The sequence below is a fragment of the Marivita lacus genome (genome assembly GCF_014637725.1).
Lineage (GTDB): Bacteria > Pseudomonadota > Alphaproteobacteria > Rhodobacterales > Rhodobacteraceae > Marivita > Marivita lacus.
This window is the reverse complement of record NZ_BMFC01000001.1, coordinates 343,258-364,362: the sequence shown is the minus strand read 5'-3', so window position 1 is coordinate 364,362 and position 21,105 is coordinate 343,258. Positions and strand designations below refer to the sequence as shown.

Below are 21,105 nucleotides of genomic sequence, written 5' to 3'. Positions count from 1 at the left end.
CCCAATGTTCCCCGGACCGAAGACCGCGTGACCGCGCCCCTCAAGATCCCCAACCGCACCGCGCGGCGCTTGTGGCTTTCGGTGAACGGGTTGGGTGGCGCGCCGACAGGTCCGCTTGACCTGTCGGGTCTGATCCGCAGCCTTGGCTTTGTCCAGCTCGACACGATCCAGGTGGTGTCCCGCGCGCATCACCACATCCTCTGGAGCCGCAACCAGAACTACCGGGAACCGATGCTGGACCGGTTGCTCGCACGTGATCGCGCGGTCTTCGAGCATTTCACTCATGACGCGTCAGTTCTGCCGATGGAATTCCTGCCGATGTGGCAGCGCCAGTTCACGCGCATGAAGGCCAAGGTCAGCCGGTCGTCCTGGTTCGGCAAGCATCTGGCCGACGACCATCTGGCCCATATCCGGCGACGTATCACCGAGGAGGGGCCGCTTTGCACGCATGATTTCGACACGAAAATCCAAGGAGCGCGCGAGATGTGGAAACGTCCGCCGCACAAGATCGGGCTGGATTACCTTTGGTATGCAGGCGAGCTTGCCACCTGTCATCGGGACGGTTTTACCAAGTACTACGACTTGGCAGAACGCGTTTTTCCCGAAGACCTGCGCAGGCAGGACATCCCCGAGCAGGATCAGGTCGACTGGCTCTGCCATGTGGCGATTGATCGGCTTGGCATTGGCACGCAGGGCGAGATCCGCAAGTTCTGGGAGGCGACCGATGTGGCAGACGTTGCCGATTGGGCGAGCCGGCACGCTGGATCATTGGTCCCGGTCGAGGTTCAATCTGCAGGTGGCAGCTGGAGCAGGGCGCTTGCCGCCCCCGATATCGAGGCACGGCTGGCCGCGCTGGTCCCGCCCACATCGCGGTTGCGCATTCTCAATCCGTTCGATCCCGCGATCCGCGACCGTGCGCGCCTGAAGAGGTTGTTCGGGTTCGACTACACGGTCGAGATGTTCGTGCCCGCCGCCAAGCGCGTGTGGGGGTACTACGTCTATCCGCTGCTTGAGGGGGATCGCTTTGTCGGTCGGATCGAGGTCAAGGCGGATCGACGACACAACCGCCTCGCGGTTCCGGCGCTTTGGTGGGAGCCGGGCGTTCAACCCACACCGCACCGGCGGAAAAAACTGCAGAGCGAGTTGGAACGGTTTGCCCGTCTGGCTGGTGTTCATGATGTGTACTGGGATGCTTCCGTGATCGCCAAAATATGAGCGTCCGTCGACCTCCCATAAGAGGTTCATCGCTGTTTCCAGCGTCTTCGGCGCTGGCACAGCCAATGCCATCAAGCCTAGAAAAGGCCACACCATTTCTGGTGTTGTCCGAGTTCGAAAAATTCGACATTCGGGGAGCATTGTTGAACGTGGTTTTGCAAAATAGCGAAAGCTCCAGCTCGCGCGTTACCGGTCAAGAGCAACTGTTCTTTTCCTTACTCTGATGCCAACAGACGCCCGTCCGGCACATCGCTTGTATATCTTTCTTGACGAAAGTTGCCGATTATCAAGAAACTGCTCATCCTTCTGTAGCCCTTAACTCTAAATCAGCCCTGCATCCTTGAAAAGGTCCGGCAGGCTGGACTCCGGACGTGGCCCGATGTGGGAAATCACCTCTGCGGCCGCGACACATCCCATGCGGCCGGCGGTCTCCATGTCGCGGCCCGTGGCAAGACCGTACAGGAACCCTGCGGCGAACTGATCGCCCGCACCGGTGGCATCGATCGGAACAACCTTTTCAACCGGGATGTTCACGCGTGCGCCTTCATTGATGATCGTCACGCCATCGCCCGACCGGGTGCAGACCACCAGCGGGCAGATCGCGGCAACGGCGGCCAGATCCGCCTCGAGATCGTTGTTCTGGAAAAGCGACATGATCTCGGCCTCGTTGCCGATCACGTAATCCATCTCGTGTTCGATCAGGTTCAGGAAATCGTCGCGGTGACGTTCGACGCAGAACGGGTCGGAAATGGCGATTCCCGCCTTGCCCCCCGCCGCGCGACAGGTGCGTGCCGTGCGGATGAAGGCGTCCTTGCCCTTGTCCTTGTCGAAGAGATAGCCTTCGAGGAAGACGATCTCGGCCTCGGCGGCGACATCTTCGGACACGTCCTCGGGGCCAAGTTCGGCAGAGATGCCCAGATAGGTGTTCATCGACCGCTCGCCATCGGGCGAGACAAAGATCATCGACCGCGACGTGGGCAATTCGCCGCCCGGCACGGGCGCGTTGACGAAATCGGTGCCGTCTTTCTCCATCGCGCCCGCATAGAACCGACCCAAGGCATCGTCATGCACCCGACCGATAAAGGCGGTGCGCAGCCCGAGATTGCCCAGACCCGCCAGCGTGTTGGCCACCGATCCGCCGGGCGTCTGGGTGCGTTCGGCCATCGCGGCATAAAGCGTCTCGCCACGTTCGCGTTCCACCAGTTGCATGATTCCCTTCTGGATGCCCATGAGGTCCAGAAACGTGTCTTCGGCCCGTGCGATCACGTCGACAACGGCGTTGCCGATGCCGACAACCTGGTACTTTTTGTTCATTCGGTCTTGTCCTCGAATTGGCAGAGATCGCGGATCACGCAGACGCCGCATTTGGGTTTCCGGGCGACACAGGTGTAGCGCCCGTGCAGGATCAGCCAGTGATGGGCGTGCTGCTGGAAATCGACCGGGATGTGGTCTTCGATGGCCCGCTCCACGGCAACCACGTCCTTGCCGGGACAGATGCCGGTGCGGTTGCCGACACGAAAGATGTGGGTGTCCACGGCCTGCGCCGGATACTGCCACCACATGTTCAGCACCACATTCGCAGTCTTGCGCCCCACTCCAGGCAGGCTTTCCAACGCGGCGCGGGAATTGGGCACGTCGCCGCCGTAGTCATCGACCAGAATACGGCTGAGCTTGATGACGTTCTTGGCCTTGTTCCGGTAGAGGCCGATGGTCTTGATGTGCTCGGTCACACCCTCTTCACCAAGCGCCAGCATCTTTTCCGGCGTATCGGCGATTTTGAACAGCTCCTTGGTGGCTTTGTTCACGCCCACATCCGTCGCCTGCGCCGACAGCGCCACCGCCACGACCAGCGTATAGGCGTTGACGTGGTCCAACTCGCCCTTGGGTTCGGGGTCCACCGCCTGAAAGCGGGTGAAGATCTCGCGGATCGTGTGATAATCAAGCTGCTTGGCCATGGCCTTCCATATGCCGCGCGGCGGTCACAGGGGCAAGCATTCACCTTGCGCAGGTTTCGGGTCGCGCGGGGCGTGCCCTATCGGCTACATCTGGGCTGACACAGCCGAAGGGGTGATGGCGTGAACAACCTCGCAGAAGACAGCCAAGGCTATCATTTCAACGTCATGCGCCGTGCGCTCGACGTGATCGACGATCAGGGGCCTGCGGTGTCGCTGGACGCGCTGGCCGCGCAGATGAACATGAGCCCCGCGCATTTCCAGCGCGTTTTCTCGCGCTGGGTCGGGGTCAGCCCGAAACGCTATCAGCAGTACCTGACGCTGGGACATGCCAAGGCACTTTTGCAAAACCGGTTCACGACTTTGCAAACCGCGCACGAGGCCGGTCTGTCCGGCGGGGGCCGGTTGCACGACCTGTTCCTGCGCTGGGAGGCGATGAGCCCCGGTGACTTTGCCCGCAAGGGCGACGGTCTCACGATCCATTGGGGATGGTTCGACAGCCCGTTCGGCCCCGCGCTTGTCATGGGCACCGACAAGGGGCTGTGCGGGATCGGGTTTGCCTCGGAGTGCACCGAGGCCGAGGCAATGCAGGACCTGCAAAGCCGCTGGCCCAATGCCGCCTATGTCGAAGCTCCCGAGCGCCTTGCCCCCTGGGTGCGCAACGCGTTTGGGCAGGCAGAGGGCGATGTGCCGCTTTTCCTGATCGGCGCGCCGTTCCAGATCAAGGTCTGGGAGGCGCTGATGCAGATCCCGTCGGGCCATGTGACCAGCTATTCCGAGATTGCGGATTTCATCGGCCACCCAAAGGCGGTGCGGGCGGTCGGTACTGCGGTCGGGCGCAACCCGATCAGCTATCTCATCCCGTGTCATCGCGCGCTGCGCAAATCCGGCGGATTGGGCGGCTATCACTGGGGTTTGCCTGTCAAACGCAGCATGCTTGCCTGGGAATCCGCCCGCGTCGAAGCTTGAGCCTTGGGCGGAAACTCGCCGATTTTCTGCCGAAACCAAGGTTCGACAAGGCTATGTTATCGCATAGCAGACACCAGACCCGTACACTTGGGCATAATCTAGCGAGGCGAAATCATGACACTATCAAGACTATCCCTTTCCACGGCCCTGTGTGGCGCGATCCTGCTGTCGGCCTGTACCGACGTGAACGACCCCAACCGCCAGACGAAATCCGGCGCGTTGATCGGCGCAGGCGCAGGCGCGACCATCGGTGCGCTGATGGGCAATGACCCCGAAGAGCGCCGCCGCAACGCGGTTCTGGGCGCAGCCATCGGCGGTGGCAGCGGTGCCCTCATCGGCAACCGGCTGGACCGGCAGGAAGCAGACCTGCGCGCCCAGCTTGGCAATGACAACGTGACGATCCGCAACACGGGCGAGCGTCTGATCGTGACCCTGCCGCAGGACATCCTGTTCCCGACAGACAGCGCGACGCTGCGCCCCGATCTGCAGCGGGATCTGCGCTCCGTGGGTCAGAACCTGCTGGCCTATCCCGACACCACGGTTCAGGTCATCGGCCACACCGACAACACGGGCGACGCGGGCTACAACCTCAACCTGTCCCGTCAGCGGGCGCAGTCGGTTGCGAATCTCCTGATGAGCGAGGGCGTTTCGTCCTCCCGCCTTCAGAGCATCGGTCGCGGTGAGGATCAGCCGATCGCCAGCAACCTGACACCCGAAGGCCGGGCGCAGAACCGTCGCGTGGAAATCGTGATTCTGCCCAACGCCTGATCCTTCGATCTGTCCGAAAAATTGGCCCGCGCCCCGGTGGCGCGGGCTTTTTCATGCGTATCGTCCCGGCGATGGGTTGCCGCGCCCTTGATGCGGGCCACATGTCAACGCGTCAAAGCAGGAGAAAGACAAAATGGCGGATTTGAAACTCGTGGGCCTGTGCGGGTCGTTGCGTCAGGCGTCGACCAACCGCTTGCTCATGCTCGAGGCGGTGCGCCGTTTCGGAGAGGCGGAGTTCACCGAAGGCAATCTGCGTCTGCCGCTTTATGACGGGGACTTGGAAAACGACACCGGCATCCCCGAAGAAGTCCAGACACTGTCGGATCAGATCGCGGCTGCCGATGCGGTGATCGTCGCCACGCCGGAATACAACAAGGGCATTTCAGGTGTGCTCAAGAACGCGCTGGACTGGATCAGCCGCACCAAGGGCGCGCCTTGGGCAGACACGCCGGTCGCGGTCATGTCGGCGGCGGCCGGGCGGGCTGGTGGCGAGCGCACGCAGAACATGGCGCGGCTCTGTCTCACACCATTCCGCCCGGTGTTGCTGACCGGTCCCGAGGTTTTGGTCGGGGCGACCTCTCAGCAATGGGACGAAGACGGGCGGCTTATCAACGAGATCAATGCCAAGGCGCTGGACGATCTGATGCAAAGCCTGCGCCGCCACGCCCTAGCGGCCCGGTCTGCCTGATCAGCAGCCGGTGCCTTTGGTCACGACGCTGACGGTCTTCAGCATCACCGAAATGTCCTGAGCAAAGGTGACCTTGCGCAGATATTCCGCATCGTAGGTCGCACGCTCGGCAAAGCTGCTTTCGTGGCGGACGGACACTTGCCAGAAGCCGGTCAGACCGGGACGCAGCGCGTAATAGGCAGAACCGGGATAGAGCGCCTGCTGATCCACCATCATCGGGCGCGGGCCGACCAGCGACATGTCGCCTTTCAGCACGTTCCACAGCTGCGGCAACTCGTCCAGCGAGGTCTTGCGCAGCATCTGGCCTACCTTTGTGATCCGGGGATCATGACGGAGTTTCTGGTTGCGGTTCCATTCGATCCGGGCCGCCGGGTTGGCATTCAGGTGGTGTTCGAGTGCAGCATCGGCATTCGCCACCATGCTGCGCAGTTTCCACATCTTGAAGGTCTTGCCGAACTGGCCGATGCGGTTTTGATGATAGAAGGGCGATCCGCCATCGCGGGCGATCAGAAGAGCGCAAATCCCAAGCACCAGAAGCACGGCGGGTGCGGCCATGATCACAAGAGTGACGTCGAGGACACGCTTGAAGCGGTCACGGTAGATGCTTGTCGGTTCGGTCTTCGAAAAAGCCGCGTTGACCAGAGTTTCGATATTGGCGTGCGGACGTGGCTGGCGAATGTGAAGTGTCATTGAGACCCTGTTGACCCTATGCGATCGGGTCGCCGCTGGACGCTTCAAGCATGAAATCGTTGTTTGCTCACAGCATGTTGCCGCGAACATTGAACTCGGCCGTGGGACCGGTATTCAGATTTTCAGACTATGTGGCAGACTTCAGCAGACGAACCCTCACGCAACTCCTAGAAGAAGCACCAGCCCCCAAGTGCCTTACGATAATGCGGCAGGATTGTGGCCTGCCAAAGCATGACCTCTTTATGACCTTCCGCCTTATTCCGGTCAACTTCTGGAACGGGGAAAAACTTTTGCGTGTATTCCCAATACGTAATCTTCTTCTGGGTGCGCTGCGGGTCGTCCGGATTTCAGGCAAATTGCGCCATTGAATCACTTTTTCATCCTGTGCCCTAAAATGGCTGAATTGGGGCAAAACGAAGGGTCCAGCCAGTGCCGAGCGCTGTGGCCGAACGCGCCCGCACCTGCAAATTGGACACTTTGCGTGATCAATCATGCTGCGGCTGCACGATTGACCGTTACTTTCGTCACGAAGCAGTACCAGTTCGAGACATGTCCACCGGATTGTTTCGTCAACGTTGACAGTCGCGTAAAGTCGCCAATCTACTGCGAAAAAACAGATTGTTGCCGCGTGCGAGACAATGGTGGGGTCAATTGTTACAGGGTTTCAGGCGGAACAGCCGTAAAGCGCTATAGCATTACATGTCAGATGACGATATCACGAACTGACACAAAGTGAAATATATTTGGTATAATTGAGGCTATCGAAAGACAACTTGCGACACGAATGAGCCCGAATCGTGTCCGAAATTCCCGAATCGGACCAAACTGCGGCAAGCCTGCGCAGGTTGCGCCACAATCGGCGAAGGTCTATCTGCCCATCATGTTCCAAGAGCAGGATGACTTCCAATGGCCCATACTGTCCATGCACGCGATCTTCCGGCCGGGCTTGACCTCGGACCCGAGGTCGCCATCGACTGCGAGACGATGGGGCTGCACCCGCGCCGCGATCGCCTTTGCGTCGTGCAATTGTCGAGCGGTGACGGCACGGCCCATCTCGTGCAGATCGAAAAGGGGCAGACCTCTGCACCCAACCTTGAAAAGCTGCTGACCGATCCGAATGTGCTCAAGCTCTTTCACTTTGGCCGCTTCGATATCGCCGCCATGCAGAACGCCTTTGGCGTCGTGACCGCGCCGGTCTTCTGTACCAAGATCGCCAGCCGCCTGATCCGCACCTATACGGACCGCCACGGGCTCAAGGTGCTGTTGCAGGAGCATCTGGGAATCGACATTTCCAAGCAACAGCAGTCAAGTGACTGGGGGTCCGAAACCCTGAGCCAGGCACAGGTCGATTATGCGGCGTCCGATGTCCTTTACCTGCACAAGCTGCGCGACGTCCTGCAGGAAATGCTGGAACGCGAGGGACGTGCCGAACTGGCGCAATCCTGTTTCGACTTCCTGCCCACGCGCGCTCAGCTTGACCTTGCCGGGTGGCCCGACATCGACATTTTCGCGCATAGCTGATCGCGCGGACAAATAAGATGTATTCACGCCTGATCGCCTGGCTGAAGATCCTGCTTCCGCTGGGCGCTCTTGTGCTCTTGTCCACGATCTTTCTCTATTCCCGTGACCCCGACCCGATCGTCAACATCCCAGTGCTGACCGGGGGCGCGGACCCGACGCAGACCGAACAGGTGGGCAGTCCTTTCTATGCGGGCACGACCGAGGGTGGGCAGGGCCTGACCATTGCGGCACGGCAGGCCCGGTTCAGCACATCGAACGGTTCGGGCATGATCGCGGACGACCTTCAGGCGGTCATTGATATCAGCGACGGCAACCGCATCGTGATCGACGCCAATGTCGGGCGGATGGAAGAAGGTGACCGCCTGCTGCTGCGCGAAGGTGTGACGTTGCAAAGCAGTTCCGGCTACACGGTGCGGACGGAAGGTCTGGATGCCGCGATGGACCGCGTGTCCATCGAGAGCACCGCGCAGGTCGAGGCGGACGGTCCCGGAGTGACGCTGTCGGCGGGAAAACTCCGGGTCGAGGAGATTGAAAACGGTTCGGACATTCAGTTGCTGTTCACGGATGGGGTAAAGCTGGTATACATCCCGCAACAGGACGAGGCCGAATGATGATCCGAACAGTCATGACCGTGATCGCGGTCTGCTTTGCCAGCTTGGTGCAGGCGCAGGGGACGCAGGTCGCCTTTGGTACCGTTCAGCAGGACACGTCGCTTCCCGTCGAGGTCAGCGCGGACTCGCTGACGGTGTCGCAAAACGACGGATCGGCGCTCTTTACCGGGAATGTCATCATCGGGCAGGGTGACATGCGCCTGTCTGCGCCGCGCGTTCTGGTCTTCTACACCCAGAACCAAAGCGGTGTGGAACGGCTCGAGGCGACGGGTGGCGTGACGCTGGTCAATGGCGAGCAGGCCGCCGAGGCTGATACTGCCGAATATGAAGTCAATCGCGGCACCATTCGCATGATCGGCAATGTGCTGTTGACGCAAGGCGCGAACACGCTTGTTTCCGACAGCATGGATGTGGACCTCGAAGCGGGAACCGCCCTGATGAATGGTCGCGTGCGCACGGTGTTCCAGTCGGGCGACAACTGATGCCCGGCCCGGCCCTGTCTGTCACCGAGGGGCAAAGCGGCCTGCTGGTCCGGCATCTGCGCAAGAGCTACAAGAAACGTGTCGTGATCCGGGATGTCTCGCTCGAGGTGCATCGCGGCGAAGTGGTGGCCCTGCTCGGCCCCAACGGCAGCGGCAAGACCACGTCGTTTTATGCCATCGCCGGGCTGGTGAACCCCGAAGGCGGGCAGGTGCTGATCGACGGACAGGACGCGACGTATCTGCCGATGTACCGTCGCGCCCGCATGGGGATCGGGTATCTGCCTCAGGAAATGTCGATCTTTCGCGGCATGAGCGTCGAGGACAACATCAGCGCCATTCTCGATATCAGCCAGCCAGACCGCCACAAGCGTCGCGAACGGCTTGAAGAACTGCTGGGCGAGTTTTCCATCGAACACCTGCGCCGCGCGCCTGCGCTGGCCCTGTCGGGGGGCGAACGCCGTCGCGTCGAGATTGCGCGCTGTCTGGCGGCTGACCCAAAGTATCTGCTGCTTGACGAACCCTTTGCCGGGGTGGACCCGATCAGCGTCGGTGACATTCGTCATCTGGTGGCTGATCTCAAGAAACGCGGCATCGGCGTTCTGATCACCGATCACAACGTGCGCGAAACCCTCGAGATCGTGGACCGCGCCTATATTCTGCATGATGGCAAGGTTCTGATGTCCGGGTCACCCGACGAGGTGGTGCGCAACGAAAATGTCCGTCGCGTCTATCTGGGCGACAGTTTCCGCATCGGATAATTCTCGCCGGTTTTACGGAAATGATTGACACGAAGCCCATGCGGGATTGAGATATACCCATGGCGTTTGCAGACACAGACCGTCGATTTTCGCTTCGCCTGCCCCCTCGGCTGGGCAAGGAAACACAACGGTCACGCCGCCATCTACCTTTTGCCCTTGAACGCGTGCCCGGGCTTGCCCGGTCCCGTTCGAGTGCGAAACCAAAACAATAAAAAGGAAATGCTATGCTTTACCAGATAACCGGCAAACAGATTGATGTTGGTGAAGCCCTTCAGACACATGTAAAGACCGAACTGGATGCGATGCTGGGCAAGTATGCCGGCCGTCCGACGGATGTGACTGTCGTCTTCTCCAAGAGCGCCCATGAATATGTTTGCGAGACAGTGCTGCACCTGTCGACCGGTTTGAACGCCACGGCCAAGGCCCATGCAACGGAAATCTATGCGGCCTTCGAAGCCTGCAGCGAAAAGATGGACAAGCAGTTGCGCCGCTACAAACGGCGTCTGAAAGACCACCACAAGGACAGGCCGGAACCTGTTGAACTTTTCGGGGCGTCCTCTTATATCCTCGCCAGCGAAGTTGATACGATTGACGACGAGCCTGAATCGCTCCAGCCCATCATCGTCGCCGAGATGGAGACAAAGATCCCATCCCTGACAGTGGGCGAAGCGGTGATGCAGATGGAGTTGGCGGGACTGCCTGTTCTGGTGTTCCGAAATGACAAAAAGGACGGTGTGAACGTCGTATATCGTCGGGAAGATGGCAACATCGGCTGGATTGATCCATAACTTCGATAGACGGGCGCGTACCGTTCCCAAAAGAGCAGCACATGAAATTTGCAGACCTGTTGAATTCGAAGGCCGTAAAGGCCGTGACGACGGCATCAAGCAAGAAGCGCCTGATGCACGACATCGCCGACCTCGCCGAGTCTGCCTATGGCATCTCTGCTTCGCGTGCCGTCGAGGCGCTTCTTGAACGCGAAAGCCTTGGCCCCACTGGTGTGGGCCATGGCGTCGCGCTGCCGCATGCGCGGCTTGATGGTGTGAACGCAGTTGTCGGCGTGTTCATCCTGTTGGAAAAGCCGATTGATTTCGACGCGATCGACCGTCAGCCGGTGGATGTGATCTTCGCGCTCTTCGCGCCCGAAGACGCGGGCGTCGAACATCTCAAGGCGCTGGCGCTTGTATCCCGCACCCTGCGCGACCAAAGCTTCTGTGCAAAACTGCGGGCCAATCCAGACCCCTCCACGCTGCACACGATCATCACCGAAGCAGCCACCGTTCAGGCCGCCTGACCCCACGCGCTTTCAGCTTGGGGCGCTGAAATCCGAAAACCCGAACATCATGTAGTCGCGCGGATAGGCGTCGCGGCACAGCCGGTCGAGGGCGCTGTCATGGATGCGAGCCAGCCGGTCGGCAAGTGGGTCACCGGCGTGATCCCACTCGGGTACGCGCGCGACGCCAAGGTCGCGGGCCATCTGGCCCAGCACCGACGGCAAATCCTCTTCTCGAAGCACGCGGTCCGGCAGGCAGAAGTCCGACATGCCCTGCAGGCAGGTCACCTGACTGGCCCAATGCGCATCCACCCGGATGCTGGTCTGGCCGTTCAGGTTTGACCGCAGGAAGGTCAGAAACCCCTCGAATGCCGCCCTGTGTGCGCGCAGATCATAGGCGGGATCGTTCGGGTCTTCGGGCAGGTTCAGGCCGTGAAACCGGACCAACTGGTGGCGTATCTTGGCAAAGCTTCCGGGTCCGGTTTTCAGGATCTTGTCACAAAAAGCGGCATGTGCCCGCGCCAGAGGATGGCGCAGCACGGTGAACCGGTGATGACCGGGATGATCCTGCAACCAGCCCCGCAGGCTTTTCTGGTTGAAATCCGTCAGCAGGTCTGATGCGCCTCCGTCCAGCGCCGACATCCACGCCTTCACCTGCTCTTCCGGCCCTGACCGGATCGGCATGAACAGCAGAGGATGGCGCGCGCAGGCAACATAGGCCGGCACGACGGGCCCGCGCCTTGGCTCAAAGTTCGGCGTGCGCGTCAGGTCGAACCGGTCAAGCGTCCGCAGCGCGGTTTCCATCTGACCGAAATTTGCCACCTTGTCCGACAGGGGTTGCGGGTTCTGTGGTTTGAGATTGGTCTGAAACCCGTCGGGTGCCGCCGCTGCTCCGAGCCAATGCGCAAGTCCGCTCAGCACTTCGGTGTCGTGCAGATCGTCATAGCCGATGTAGAATGCGCTTTGGCCGGTCACCTGCAACGCCCGCATGATCTCGAGCTGGAAGGCCTGTGTTTGCCCCAGATGCCGTTCGAATTCATGCAGGTCGAAATGTGCCTGCGCGTCCTTGCGGTTCTTGACGTTGGTCAGCTTCCACTGATCGGTCGCCCGCGCGATCTTGAGGCTGATGTAGCTGTCCAGAGGGTTGCGCGTCAGGATGATCTTGGCGCAGCGCGGGTCCGACAGGATCGGTGCCAGAACCCGGGGATCGTGATCGTGGAAATAGCGAAACCCGCCCAGACCCTCGGTCCCACCGCGGATCGCCCGCAGCAACCGATCCGGGTTGTCCTCGCGTTGGCGCTGGGAGACACCCATGATCTCGTCCCGGTTCGGATAGCCGATGAAATTCGGATTGAACGCTTCGCCGTGGCAGGTGATGCCATTGATCTGGTTCAGGTAATCCTCGAGCAGATTGGACCCGGTGCGCATCTCCGCGAAAACGACGAAAAGATCAAACCCCACAGCCACGCGTCACTTCTTGACAAGATAGGGCCGGGGGCGCGGCGCATCGCGGACGGGTCCGAGGGCAATCGGATCCGCCGGGAAATCGCCCATGAGATAGGGATGCATCCCCTGGTTCTTGAGATTCTGCAGAAATTGGCCAAAGCCGCTCAGATCGACCATCTTGGGCGCCTGGGTCAAGAGGCGGTTGGGCTGCGATCCGATTTCGTCGACGATCACCTGAATCGCTTCCATCGGGCTTTCGATGAATTCCGCCATCGTCCAGATCCGCCTGCGGCACTTGGAATAGGGCGACCGCAACGCGTCAAGCATATCGGTTTCGATCTTTTGCAATTTTGCCGCCTCGCGCCGCAATTCTGCAAAGCTGCGGTTCGACTGAAACAGCGGGATCGCCCAGGCACCGCTGATGACCGACACCTGCGCGTTGGGGTCCTTGGCAATGTCCCAGACCACGTGCGACGTGCTGTGCGGCCCAAGCTGAAAACACTGACGTTCACCGCGCGTGTTCCACAGCAGGTTGGTCAGGAACATCTTGGTATCGTAATCGCGCAAGGTCGCATTGTCCGACAGCGCGCCGTTCATCACGGTCTGACCGTCCGCGAAATGCGCCCGGTCAGGGGCAAACAGGTGCCCATGCACCCGCGCGCCTGTGACCTGAGCCAGCCACGGCTCAAAATCGGTGAAAAGCTCGGTGAACCCCTGGAACACCGAATACTTGGCCGCTGTCACACCGTTTTCCCAATCCTCGTTGGGAAAGCGGCTTTGCATGTAAAGCCCCGGCCGCCCGCGCGTCCGCCGATCCACCGCCTTGGCAAAGATGCGGTCGATCTTGCCGGGGTTTGGTTCCTGCAGGTTCAGTTCACCGGGCTTCGGGCACAGGAAGGTCTCGTACAGCCGGTCCGCATTCTGCCAGATCTTGCGCGCCACGAAACAGTCCGAGCGGCGCAGCAATTGCAGGTGATCGTCGTAAAAGATGTGCGGCTTGCCCTGAAAATCGAACTTCGACAGGGTCAGCGACCGGCTGACGATATTGGTGGAATAGAGCCGCGCCAATGTCTGGAAATAGCTTTCATCGGGAATCCAGACATGGCGGAAATACCGATCATACACCTTGCGCTTCGGGTCTTCGAGGATCGAGGCCAGTGTCTGCCGCGTGAGGCACCACCACTGGCTGCCCATGTGCGGTGTCAGCCCATCGGGGATCTTGCGCCTGTAGCCGACCCTGCGCTGCAATTCGACAAAGCGGTCAAACAGATACCGGTTGCGCCGCCACGAGAACGGGAACCGCATGGTGAACCGCTCTTCATCCAGCCCGCCCACGGTCCAGGGCACATCCGCCGTTGTCGCGCTTTCGATGTGATCGGTGCGGGGGCGTGCCTTGAGGTAGTCGATCAGTTCCTGAACCGGGCGCAACGGCAGGCACGCACCCGAGGTCAGGTAGACATGGCTCACCTCTTCGAACTCGGCCAGCATCAATTCGCTCGCGTCCTGGCTGGCGGCGACCAGCCCCCAGGTGCCCCAGTCACAGCGATGTCTGCGGGAAAAGCGGATCATCGGATCATCGCTCAGCCGGTCTGTGAAAATCCTGTAGCGCTTGGCAGACACCACCTGATCGACATGGATCACCACCGGACAGCCCGCCTTGGTCCAGTGACGCGCGACCTGCTCGGCCCGGTGCAGCGCGGTGTGCGCCAGCATGATGATCCCGATGCTCACGCCCAGTTGCCCATCGACATCAGGCCAAGGATCTCGAGCTGCCGCCAGTTGATGTATTTTTCAGACCATTTGCACCACAGTTCCGGATTGTCCTGCAGCGCGTTGGCATAGGCCACGTATTCAAGACTGCCCGCGTAATGTTCTCGGCGCTTGAGTTCTTCCATCGCCTTTTCGTTGAAGGTGCTGATGAACTTGGTGTGCAGCAGAGCGCCCGACGCCTTTTCGCCCCCCCATTCGTCATAGACCTTGTTCAGGCCGCGCGGCAAAAGCATGTGTGTCGAACTGGCATAGGCATAGCGGTGATGCCATTTCACCAGCGGGATCTTGTTCAGCGCAGGCGCTGCCTCGGGGCGGTCGGCAAAGAACACGCGCGCCCGTGGTCCGCCCTGAATCCACAGATTGCCCAGTTGGTGGTTCCGCTTGAACGTGTAATTCCCGGAGTCGAACCAGGATGCGATGTCCAGAGGATTCTGACCGACCTGATAGGGCACCGCGTCGATCCGGCCTTTGGGATACATGTCCAGCAGCATCGCGCTGAACGACCGGATCGACGATGCATCAAGCCAATCCGTCAGGGCGGGCAAGGGGCGCGAGTCGCAGAACGGGTAGACAAAGAATTCGTCCGGGTCCACGGTCAGGCACCAGTGGTCATGCCCGTACCGCCGCAGCAGCCAGTTCATCCAGTCCATACCGAACCGGGACCGCTTGTAGCTCTTGCGGGAATGCCAGACAGACACGTCAGGCTGTTGCGCCAGCATCTCGGCAGTGCCATCAGTGCTGTCGTTATCTACGAAAAAGAAATGGGAAATGCCCATTTCGCGGTAGTATTTGAGGAAATACGGCAGGCGGATGCCTTCGTTCCGCACGGTGCTGAACAGCAATATGTCCGACTTGCGGATCAGATCGGTGCGATTGGACACAGGTTTCAGTTCGCGGCGTTTCCTGAACGCGCGAAATCTCCAGCGTTTGCGCTGGAGCCTCAAACCGTATCTTTGCACCACTCCCAAGAGTCAGCTGCCTGTATTTGTGGTCGCAACCCACGCGCAAGTATCAAAAAACGGTAAATAGTTGATTGAAATGAGCCTGCCAAGTCAGGGTCTCTAAAGACATCGTCCCGTTCTGTTCACCGCTTCGACCCCGACGTCTTTGCGCCAGTTCTTCGATTTCCTTGCGCCAAGCGTAGCGATCTGATTCGGTTGCGTAAATAGGGATGCGCCCCAACACTTCCTCGAATACCGGCAAAGGGTTGCAAATCAGCGGCACATCCAGCAGCGCAGCTTCAAGAGCCGGATATCCGAACCCTTCGGCGCGGCTGGGAAACAGCAATCCGTTGCTGTCCCTGAGCAATCCCCACATCGCTTCGTCGTCCAGCGCGGCAAGCTCGTGCACATGCGCCGGGCGTTGGTCCAGCCGTGCGAACACGTCCTCGTTCATCCAACCCCTGCGCCCGCACAGGATCAGATGCGGGTCGTCGTCGCCGGTGAAATCCTCCCAGAGATCGAGCAGGAAACCGATGTTCTTGCGCGGCTCGATTGTGCCGATGGCCAAAAAGTAGGGCTTGCCGGTCCAGGGCCCCTCGGGCGGGGCGCCCAAGCGGATATCCGGTAGTCCCGGCAGGAGAACGTGAACCCTTTCGGGATCGAGGTGTTGCGCACGCGACAAAACATGCGATCTGGTGTCCTGCGAATTGCACAAGACAAAATCGGCATGGCGATCCACCTTGGCAAAGAACGCGCTGAACGCCTTCCGCGCTTTCGGCGTCTGGAACTCTGGCCAGTCCAGCGGAATCGTATCGTGCAGATAGACCCCGATCCGCAACCCGTCACAGCCCCGCAAAGCCTGCACCACGCGGTCGTTGAAATGGCTCTGCCCGACATTCAGATACACCGTGCCGGGGGGCAGATGCCGCCTCAGCATCCGCGTCAGCCCTGACGGGAGAGCCCGGTCGAGCGCGATCTTGCGCAGCCCGCTTTCGGTTCTGGCGCGGGCAGCGTCCTTGGTCCGCGACACCCAGGACATCAGGTCCGACTGCGTCCAGACAGGTTCATCGCAATGGGTCAAAAGCCGGGCACAGCCGTGTTTGTCCAGAAGCAGGAACCCCAGCCTGGTGCGCACCAGCCCGAACAGCGGCTCGGGATCGTCGATCAGCTGGTCGATATAGGCGCGTTCGATCCGGTCGATGCCGGTCGGACGCATCCCCGCGCGCCGAACCGTACGGGTGACATCCAGAAGGTGGGCCCCGGCGGGGCTAGGTGCAATGGTCTGCAATGCGCTGTCGCCACAAGCTGTGTTGCCCCAACCTGTCGCGGCTCAACATGGATCACTCGGCTGCGTTGTCGATCTGCATGACGGAGTGCAGGAACTTGCGCAGATCGTCCTTGAGATCGTCACGCGCCAGCCCGAAGGCGACCGTTGCCTGCAGGAACCCGGCCTTTGATCCGCAATCGAAACGCTGACCGCGGAACCGGTAGCCATAGACTCCCGTACCCTCGATTTCCTGCGCAATGGCATCCGTCAACTGGATCTCGCCACCCGCACCGGTCTTCACCTTGTTGAGGTTCTTGAGAACCTGCGGATGCAGGATATAGCGCCCGATCACGGCAAGGTTCGACGGGGCATCTTCCACCGACGGTTTCTCGACCATGCCCTTGACCGACACCATCGACCCCATGTCCTCTTTAACGTCGAGGATACCGTAGTTCGAGGTCTTGTCACGGGGCACTTCCATCGCCGCAACCATGTTGCCGCCGGTTTCCTCGTAGGCTTCGATCATCTGCTGGAGGCAGGGCTTTTCTGCCGAGATCACGTCGTCGGGCAGCATCACCGCGAAGGGCTCATCCCCGATCAGACGCCGCGCGCACCAGACCGCGTGGCCCAGACCCAACGCCTTGTGTTGCCGCATGTAGGCAATCGCGCCGCTTTCCATGTTGGTGGATTTCAGGTCTTCCAGAGCCTCAAGCTTTCCCTTCTTGCGCAGCTCACGCTCGAGAATGGGAGACTCGTCGAAATAATCCTCAAGCGCGCTTTTTCCGCGCGAGGTGATGAAGATGAATTCCTTGATCCCCGCCGCGCGCGCCTCGTCGATGGCGTATTGCACCAAGGGGCGATCGACCAGAGTCATGATCTCCTTGGGGACAGATTTCGTGGCAGGCAGAAAGCGCGTTCCAAGCCCTGCTACCGGGAAAACCGCTTTGGTTACTTTTCTTCGCATCGGGCTGCTCCTCCTTGTCGCGTCTTACTGCGCGGCGATGATTACGTCACGGACACACACCTAAGTGTACGGCTTCACAAGCCAAATAATAAGGAGTTTTGTCGAATTTATGTCTCATGAGCGGTCAGGCGCGGATTTTTTGATCGGATCCCCTGCAGTCGGGACAGCGTTTGCTGCACTCTCTCGGCGTGGCTGCTCAGTCGGAACACTGGCTCTTCCCGTGACTCGCGACCGAATATCCCGCCGGTATGGAGCCAGTAGCCATCCGGCGTGTATGTCACCCGATGATACCGCGCGTTTCGCCGGTATTCGAACACGGTCACACGGTGGCCCTGATCTGCGAACGCTTTGGCCTCGGTCCTGATGGCCTTGGCGTCTGATGATGCATCAAGGTAATAATCCCGACAAACCAACGGTTTGATCTCGATCCCCGTGGCCTCGCGCACAGGTCCTGATGAAGCCACAATCTGCAACCGCTCACACCCCGCAGCATATCCTGAAGCCAACTCACGGATCAGGGCCCAGGCCCTGTCCGGCGTCAACGTTCCGCGCTGCATGTGCCGCAGGATCCACCTGCGCCGTTCGGCTTGAAACGTCACTCGCGCCGTGTCCCGGTCGGCCACTGGGCAGTGCTTGCCATGGAACACCGCGGCAGAGGCTGCAATCTCGAACACATGGCGCGGCGTGCGCTCTGCGTCGCGGTAGCGGCTCGGGCCGCTGGCGTGGTGAACGACTGCCTTGGGCACGAACATCGTCTTCCCGCCCGCCCGCGCGATCCGGTAGGTCAGATCGGTTTCATCAAGGTAAAAGGCGAACCGTTCGTCAAATCCCGACTGCTCCAGAACCAAAGACCGCCGCAGCGCCATGTTCGTTCCATGCAGCCGTGGGACCTGATCCCCAACCGGTGGCACGACAACCGGCTGCGTCGTGGAGGTATCTGCAGCATAGCTCTGCCCGGTGGCATCGACCCGCGCAGCCCCGTGTTGAACCGAAATCCCGTTTCGGCCAAGCGTCGTACCGCCTGCCTGGGCAATCTCTGGATCATCAAAGACCCTAGCAAGCTGCGCCAGCCACAAGGGCTCCGGCACCGCATCGTCGTCCAGAAACGCCACCACCTCGCCTTGCGCAGTTGCGACACCCATGTTGCGGGCGGCAGAGATATTGGCACGATCACACGCGATCACCCGCGCCCATCCAGCCTGTCGCGCGACCTTTTCCCCGGCAGGACAGGCCACCACAATCGTCTCGAACTGGGGATAATCAAGCTGCGCCACCGCCCGCAGGCACCGCATCAACCAATCCGGCCTGTCGCGGTTGACGATGATGACACTGATCCCGAGAGCTGTCATGCTGCGGGTCAGACAGGGGTCAGGTCAATGCCCGGTGCCGTTGCAACGAAGAACGGGTTTGCAAATCCCGGCTTGCCATAGGTCAGCGTCTGCAGATCATCCAGCCGCAACACCTGCCCGCCGGCACCGTTCAGAACGGCATGCCCGGCAGCCGTATCCCACTCCATCGTGCGGCCCAGACGGGGATAGAAATCCGCCTCCCCGGTGGCGACAAGGCAGAACTTGAGCGACGAACCCGCGCTCCTGCTGTCCTTGACGGGATAGCGGTTGATATAATCATCTGTCGCCTGATCCCGGTGCGATTTCGACGCGACAACCATCAGCGCGGCGGTGTCCGGCTCGGACACGCGGATCGGCGTCGTGGGACCTGGTGTTTCCTTGTCGAAATCCCCGGTTTCCTCAACGCTTTGCCCCGAAGCGTCCGTATAGAACAGCCGGTTCTTCGCAGGCGCATAGACCACGCCGCGCGTCGGCACACCGTTCTCGACCAGCGCGATGTTGACCGTAAAGTCACCGCGCCGGTGAATGAACTCCTTGGTGCCGTCAAGCGGATCGACAATCAGGAAATCTCGCGCCTCCAGCGCATGGGTGTCGGCCTGCTCCTCGGTGATCAGCGTGACGTCCGGAAACGCAGCGCGCAGCCCGGCCGAGATCAGCGCATCCGCCGCCTCGTCTGCTGCCGTGACGGGGCTTTCGTCGGTTTTCGAGCGCACCTCGAAATCATCCGCCTCGTAGATCTCCATGATCCTGTCGCCAGCCTCAAGCGCAAGCCGACGCATCGTTGTTGTCAATTGATCATGGTCCATCCGCGTCCGCCCTCAGTCCGATTGATTTAAATGCGCGTCTCTCTTATTGTTGGCTTAACGAATGTCCGCAACAACAGTCAGGTCAATTGACGGAAAAACGCGGGCTGCGGCAGAGGCAGACAACAGATGTTCCAGAAAACGGTACCGACGAACCGGGCGTCCTCGGCCGTCAGCATCCTCGAACTGATCTACCACAACACGGTCCGCGAAATTCGCAAGTCGCATGGCAACGCCTTCATGTCGATCGCGGTCAGCGTGTTTCAATCGCTGATGTTCGTGCTGTTCTTCTATGTCATGTTCTCGATCATGGGCCTCAAGGGGCTGGCCCTGCGCGGCGATTTCGTGATCTTCCTTCTCACCGGCATCTTCATGTTCATGACCCACAACAAGGCCGTTGGCGCGGTGCTTGGCAGCGAAGGCCCCTCCAGCGCGATGATGCAGCATGCGCCGATGAACACCTTTATCTCGATCGCAGCGAGCATGCTCTCGGTCCTGTATATCCAGATTCTGTCGGTGTTCTTCATCCTCTTCGTCTACGACGTTGCGCTTAATCCTTACGTTCTGAAAGAAATTGTCGATCCTGCGCCCGTGATGGGCATGCTGTTGCTGTCCTGGGTTTCCGGCGGTGCGGTGGGGATGGTTTTTCTGGCTCTGAAACCCTGGCTTCCGGGGGTGACCAACACGCTCTCGACGATCTACAAGCGGGCCAACATGATCGCGTCGGGAAAGATGTTCGTGGCAAATTCGCTGCCATCCTTCATGGTCTCCATTTTCGACTGGAATCCGCTCTTTCATACCATCGATCAGGCGCGCGGCTTTGCGTTCATCAATTACGTGCCGCGCAACTCGAACTGGGAATACGTGGTCTATCTCACGCTGACTCTGCTGATGATCGGTTTGATGGGAGAATTCTATACCCGCAAGCACGCGTCGGTATCGTGGTCGGCACGCCGCTGATCAGGTCACGACCCGCAGCGTCAGATTGATCCGCCCGCCCTTGGGCAAGAGTGTCGAAGTGTCGGCACGCACCCGGTCGATGCCGTGATAGGCAGTCCGCGCTGCGCCTTGCATCACGACCACATCGCCCGACCGCAGCCAGACCGACTCGGTCTTGCCGCCGCGCGTCTGGTTGCCCATGCGGAACAGCGCCTCGTCGCCCAAGGATACCGACACCACGGGTTGCGACAGGTCGGCCTCGTCCCGGTCCTGGTGCATCCCCATCTTTGCCGATGCGTCGTACCAGTTGATGAGGCAGCACTCTGGCGCTCGGGCGTCGGGCACAAGGCTCTGCCACATTGCCAGAAGCGTGTCGGGAATCGCCGGCCACGGAACCCCGGAAGGATGCACCGGTTCATAGCGATACCCCTTGCGGTCACTGATCCAGCCATAGGTGCCTGCCGCGCTCATCCGCACCGACATCGGTGTGCCCCGCGGCGTGACCGGCTGCACCAGCGGCGCCTGCGCAAGTATCCTGCGCAGATCCGCCACAAGCCGGGCCTGTGCATCGGGCGTGAAAAAGCCGGGGTGAATTTCGAAATCTCGGACGCGCAGCAGGGTCATATCCAAAGAATAATGCGTGCAGCCGCGAAACACACACCGAATTTTCAGAAATTCCCGGTAGCTGAGGCGCTTGCA

The 21,105-nt window shown here is 60.4% G+C and carries 22 protein-coding genes; 11 read left to right on the top strand and 11 right to left on the bottom strand.

The annotated features are described in order from the left end of the window. Positions 1–27: 27 nt before the first annotated feature. Positions 28–1,215 (top strand): winged helix-turn-helix domain-containing protein, encoded by a 1,188-nt coding sequence (locus IEV82_RS01870; protein ID WP_188480248.1) that lies wholly within the window; start codon positions 28–30, stop codon positions 1,213–1,215. Between the two features lie 321 nt (positions 1,216–1,536). On the opposite strand, the gene IEV82_RS01865 is transcribed toward IEV82_RS01870, so the two are convergent. Beyond that, on the bottom strand, positions 1,537–2,529 hold the full coding sequence (locus IEV82_RS01865; RefSeq protein ID WP_188480247.1) for an adenosine kinase: 993 nt from the start codon (positions 2,527–2,529) through the stop codon (positions 1,537–1,539). Continuing rightward, entirely contained in the window at positions 2,526–3,170 is a 645-nt protein-coding gene (nth, locus tag IEV82_RS01860) for an endonuclease III (RefSeq protein ID WP_188480246.1), read from the bottom strand. Before nth ends, IEV82_RS01865 begins: the two co-directional genes overlap by 4 nt. A gap of 165 nt (positions 3,171–3,335) precedes the next feature. Here nth and IEV82_RS01855 point away from each other — a divergent pair, with 165 nt between their 5' ends. From IEV82_RS01855 to IEV82_RS01845, 3 genes are all read left to right on the top strand, one after another. After that, complete coding sequence (locus tag IEV82_RS01855) at positions 3,336–4,136, top strand: methylated-DNA--[protein]-cysteine S-methyltransferase (protein WP_188480782.1); 801 nt, start codon at positions 3,336–3,338, stop codon at positions 4,134–4,136. A gap of 114 nt (positions 4,137–4,250) precedes the next feature. After that, complete coding sequence (locus IEV82_RS01850) at positions 4,251–4,904, top strand: YiaD family glycine zipper/OmpA-like lipoprotein (RefSeq protein ID WP_188480245.1); 654 nt, start codon at positions 4,251–4,253, stop codon at positions 4,902–4,904. Between the two features lie 133 nt (positions 4,905–5,037). Further along, on the top strand, positions 5,038–5,592 hold the full coding sequence (locus IEV82_RS01845) for an NADPH-dependent FMN reductase (RefSeq protein ID WP_188480244.1): 555 nt from the start codon (positions 5,038–5,040) through the stop codon (positions 5,590–5,592). Here IEV82_RS01845 and IEV82_RS01840 read toward each other — a convergent pair whose 3' ends face one another. Continuing rightward, entirely contained in the window at positions 5,593–6,282 is a 690-nt protein-coding gene (locus IEV82_RS01840) for a sugar transferase (RefSeq protein WP_188480243.1), read from the bottom strand. A 906-nt stretch (positions 6,283–7,188) separates the two neighbouring features. Between IEV82_RS01840 and IEV82_RS01835 the strand changes: the two genes are divergently transcribed. The 6 genes from IEV82_RS01835 to IEV82_RS01810 all read left to right on the top strand — a co-directional run bounded on the left by IEV82_RS01835 (position 7,189) and on the right by IEV82_RS01810 (position 10,948). Further along, positions 7,189–7,803, top strand: a complete 615-nt coding sequence (locus tag IEV82_RS01835) for a ribonuclease D (protein ID WP_188480242.1) — start codon at positions 7,189–7,191, stop codon at positions 7,801–7,803. A gap of 17 nt (positions 7,804–7,820) precedes the next feature. Next, entirely contained in the window at positions 7,821–8,414 is a 594-nt protein-coding gene (locus IEV82_RS01830) for a hypothetical protein (RefSeq protein WP_188480241.1), read from the top strand. Further along, positions 8,414–8,896: a lipopolysaccharide transport periplasmic protein LptA gene (gene lptA, locus IEV82_RS01825; RefSeq protein WP_188480781.1), complete on the top strand. Its 483-nt coding sequence runs from the start codon at positions 8,414–8,416 to the stop codon at positions 8,894–8,896. Before IEV82_RS01830 ends, lptA begins: the two co-directional genes overlap by 1 nt. Beyond that, a complete protein-coding gene (lptB, locus tag IEV82_RS01820; protein WP_188480240.1) occupies positions 8,896–9,654 on the top strand; it encodes an LPS export ABC transporter ATP-binding protein in 759 nt (252 codons plus the stop codon). The genes lptA and lptB overlap by 1 nt, the downstream gene beginning before the upstream one ends. Positions 9,655–9,878: 224 nt before the next feature. Beyond that, positions 9,879–10,442: a ribosome hibernation-promoting factor, HPF/YfiA family gene (gene hpf, locus IEV82_RS01815; RefSeq protein WP_188480239.1), complete on the top strand. Its 564-nt coding sequence runs from the start codon at positions 9,879–9,881 to the stop codon at positions 10,440–10,442. A gap of 41 nt (positions 10,443–10,483) precedes the next feature. Beyond that, complete coding sequence (locus IEV82_RS01810) at positions 10,484–10,948, top strand: PTS sugar transporter subunit IIA (RefSeq protein WP_188480238.1); 465 nt, start codon at positions 10,484–10,486, stop codon at positions 10,946–10,948. 12 nt (positions 10,949–10,960) lie between these two features. On the opposite strand, the gene IEV82_RS01805 is transcribed toward IEV82_RS01810, so the two are convergent. The 7 genes from IEV82_RS01805 to cysQ form a co-directional block, all read right to left on the bottom strand. Beyond that, entirely contained in the window at positions 10,961–12,394 is a 1,434-nt protein-coding gene (locus tag IEV82_RS01805) for a sulfotransferase family 2 domain-containing protein (RefSeq protein WP_188480237.1), read from the bottom strand. A gap of 3 nt (positions 12,395–12,397) precedes the next feature. Beyond that, positions 12,398–14,104 carry a DUF5927 domain-containing protein gene (locus IEV82_RS01800; RefSeq protein WP_188480236.1) on the bottom strand — a complete coding sequence of 569 codons (1,707 nt, stop codon included), beginning with the start codon at positions 14,102–14,104 and terminating at the stop codon, positions 12,398–12,400. Next, complete coding sequence (locus IEV82_RS01795; RefSeq protein ID WP_229747632.1) at positions 14,101–15,087, bottom strand: glycosyltransferase family 2 protein; 987 nt, start codon at positions 15,085–15,087, stop codon at positions 14,101–14,103. Before IEV82_RS01795 ends, IEV82_RS01800 begins: the two co-directional genes overlap by 4 nt. A 67-nt stretch (positions 15,088–15,154) precedes the next feature. Beyond that, entirely contained in the window at positions 15,155–16,372 is a 1,218-nt protein-coding gene (locus tag IEV82_RS01790; RefSeq protein WP_188480234.1) for a glycosyltransferase, read from the bottom strand. Positions 16,373–16,424: 52 nt separating this feature from the next. Next, a complete protein-coding gene (gene galU / locus IEV82_RS01785) occupies positions 16,425–17,315 on the bottom strand; it encodes a UTP--glucose-1-phosphate uridylyltransferase GalU (protein ID WP_188480233.1) in 891 nt (296 codons plus the stop codon). Between the two features lie 107 nt (positions 17,316–17,422). Further along, positions 17,423–18,664, bottom strand: a complete 1,242-nt coding sequence (locus IEV82_RS01780; RefSeq protein ID WP_188480232.1) for a glycosyltransferase family 2 protein — start codon at positions 18,662–18,664, stop codon at positions 17,423–17,425. Between the two features lie 8 nt (positions 18,665–18,672). Further along, positions 18,673–19,470, bottom strand: coding sequence for a 3'(2'),5'-bisphosphate nucleotidase CysQ (cysQ, locus tag IEV82_RS01775; RefSeq protein ID WP_188480231.1), 798 nt, complete (start codon positions 19,468–19,470; stop codon positions 18,673–18,675). A gap of 126 nt (positions 19,471–19,596) precedes the next feature. Here cysQ and IEV82_RS01770 point away from each other — a divergent pair, with 126 nt between their 5' ends. After that, positions 19,597–20,427 carry an ABC transporter permease gene (locus tag IEV82_RS01770; RefSeq protein ID WP_188480230.1) on the top strand — a complete coding sequence of 277 codons (831 nt, stop codon included), beginning with the start codon at positions 19,597–19,599 and terminating at the stop codon, positions 20,425–20,427. Here IEV82_RS01770 and IEV82_RS01765 read toward each other — a convergent pair whose 3' ends face one another. Next, positions 20,428–21,030, bottom strand: a complete 603-nt coding sequence (locus tag IEV82_RS01765; protein WP_188480229.1) for an alpha-ketoglutarate-dependent dioxygenase AlkB family protein — start codon at positions 21,028–21,030, stop codon at positions 20,428–20,430. Between the last annotated feature and the right edge of the window lie 75 nt (positions 21,031–21,105).

What these genes read in the sequence shown, in the direction of transcription:
- IEV82_RS01865 (WP_188480247.1), bottom strand. Translation starts at nt 2,529, where the DNA reads ATGAACAAAAAGTACCAGGTTGTCGGCATCGGCAACGCCGTTGTCGAC.
- nth (WP_188480246.1), bottom strand. Translation starts at nt 3,170, where the DNA reads ATGGCCAAGCAGCTTGATTATCACACGATCCGCGAGATCTTCACCCGC.
- IEV82_RS01855 (WP_188480782.1), top strand. Translation starts at nt 3,336, where the DNA reads ATGCGCCGTGCGCTCGACGTGATCGACGATCAGGGGCCTGCGGTGTCG.
- IEV82_RS01850 (WP_188480245.1), top strand. Translation starts at nt 4,251, where the DNA reads ATGACACTATCAAGACTATCCCTTTCCACGGCCCTGTGTGGCGCGATC.
- IEV82_RS01845 (WP_188480244.1), top strand. Translation starts at nt 5,038, where the DNA reads ATGGCGGATTTGAAACTCGTGGGCCTGTGCGGGTCGTTGCGTCAGGCG.
- IEV82_RS01840 (WP_188480243.1), bottom strand. Translation starts at nt 6,282, where the DNA reads ATGACACTTCACATTCGCCAGCCACGTCCGCACGCCAATATCGAAACT.
- IEV82_RS01835 (WP_188480242.1), top strand. Translation starts at nt 7,189, where the DNA reads ATGGCCCATACTGTCCATGCACGCGATCTTCCGGCCGGGCTTGACCTC.
- IEV82_RS01830 (WP_188480241.1), top strand. Translation starts at nt 7,821, where the DNA reads ATGTATTCACGCCTGATCGCCTGGCTGAAGATCCTGCTTCCGCTGGGC.
- lptA (WP_188480781.1), top strand. Translation starts at nt 8,414, where the DNA reads ATGATCCGAACAGTCATGACCGTGATCGCGGTCTGCTTTGCCAGCTTG.
- lptB (WP_188480240.1), top strand. Translation starts at nt 8,896, where the DNA reads ATGCCCGGCCCGGCCCTGTCTGTCACCGAGGGGCAAAGCGGCCTGCTG.
- hpf (WP_188480239.1), top strand. Translation starts at nt 9,879, where the DNA reads ATGCTTTACCAGATAACCGGCAAACAGATTGATGTTGGTGAAGCCCTT.
- IEV82_RS01810 (WP_188480238.1), top strand. Translation starts at nt 10,484, where the DNA reads ATGAAATTTGCAGACCTGTTGAATTCGAAGGCCGTAAAGGCCGTGACG.
- galU (WP_188480233.1), bottom strand. Translation starts at nt 17,315, where the DNA reads ATGCGAAGAAAAGTAACCAAAGCGGTTTTCCCGGTAGCAGGGCTTGGA.
- IEV82_RS01780 (WP_188480232.1), bottom strand. Translation starts at nt 18,664, where the DNA reads ATGACAGCTCTCGGGATCAGTGTCATCATCGTCAACCGCGACAGGCCG.
- cysQ (WP_188480231.1), bottom strand. Translation starts at nt 19,470, where the DNA reads ATGGACCATGATCAATTGACAACAACGATGCGTCGGCTTGCGCTTGAG.
- IEV82_RS01770 (WP_188480230.1), top strand. Translation starts at nt 19,597, where the DNA reads ATGTTCCAGAAAACGGTACCGACGAACCGGGCGTCCTCGGCCGTCAGC.
- IEV82_RS01765 (WP_188480229.1), bottom strand. Translation starts at nt 21,030, where the DNA reads ATGACCCTGCTGCGCGTCCGAGATTTCGAAATTCACCCCGGCTTTTTC.